Origin of the sequence: Neisseria sp. HMSC056A03 (genome assembly GCF_001815685.1) — a bacterium.
GTDB lineage: Bacteria > Pseudomonadota > Gammaproteobacteria > Burkholderiales > Neisseriaceae > Neisseria > Neisseria subflava.
Genome location: NZ_KV821571.1, coordinates 1 through 551 on the forward strand (window position 1 = coordinate 1; position 551 = coordinate 551).

The following is a 551-nucleotide window of genomic DNA, read 5'->3' on the forward strand; positions in this document are numbered from 1 at the left end:
TACTTGGATGCTGGGCTGGGTCAGCTGGAGCGAATAATCTATCTTCATTCACCAAAGGACGTGCCTGTGCACGTCCTTTTTCTTTATCCGCATCCTCCCTTTCGATCAGGTTTCTACCCCGTAAAAGGCCGACACTCCGCATCATTGCCCCTAAATATCTCCTCGCCGTCCATACAGCTGCCCTTCCCCTTCATCTTCTCGCACACCACCGCCGTCAGCGACTCGTTCAAGCGCAACACCCTCGGCTCCGCCTCCCTGTCCAACGCCACCGCCTTCAGGGTAAACTTCCCCTCCAAGATCCCCTTAGCCTGACCGCTCATCCTGATGCAGAAACCACCCGCCTCCTTCACCGGCAGCTCCGGCCACTTCGTCGACGTCAGCTTAAAGCTGCCCTTTTTCGTATAGAACTGCTCCATAAAGCGCGCATTTTCCAGCAGGGCGGCATGCGCCGCACGCAGGTTGGCCGAGCGGACCGATTCCCGGTAGGCCGTAAATGCCACCGTCGCCAATATTGAAACCAACAACATCACCACCAACAGCTGTATCAAAGA

Annotated in this window: 1 protein-coding gene; it reads right to left on the bottom strand. The window is 56.3% G+C overall.

The genetic code is table 11. The annotated features are described in order from the left end of the window. Positions 1-113 precede the first annotated feature (113 nt). Positions 114-551, bottom strand: a 438-nt coding sequence (locus HMPREF3052_RS00095) for a type IV pilin protein (RefSeq protein ID WP_283126923.1), incomplete at its 5' end; no start/stop codon positions are given.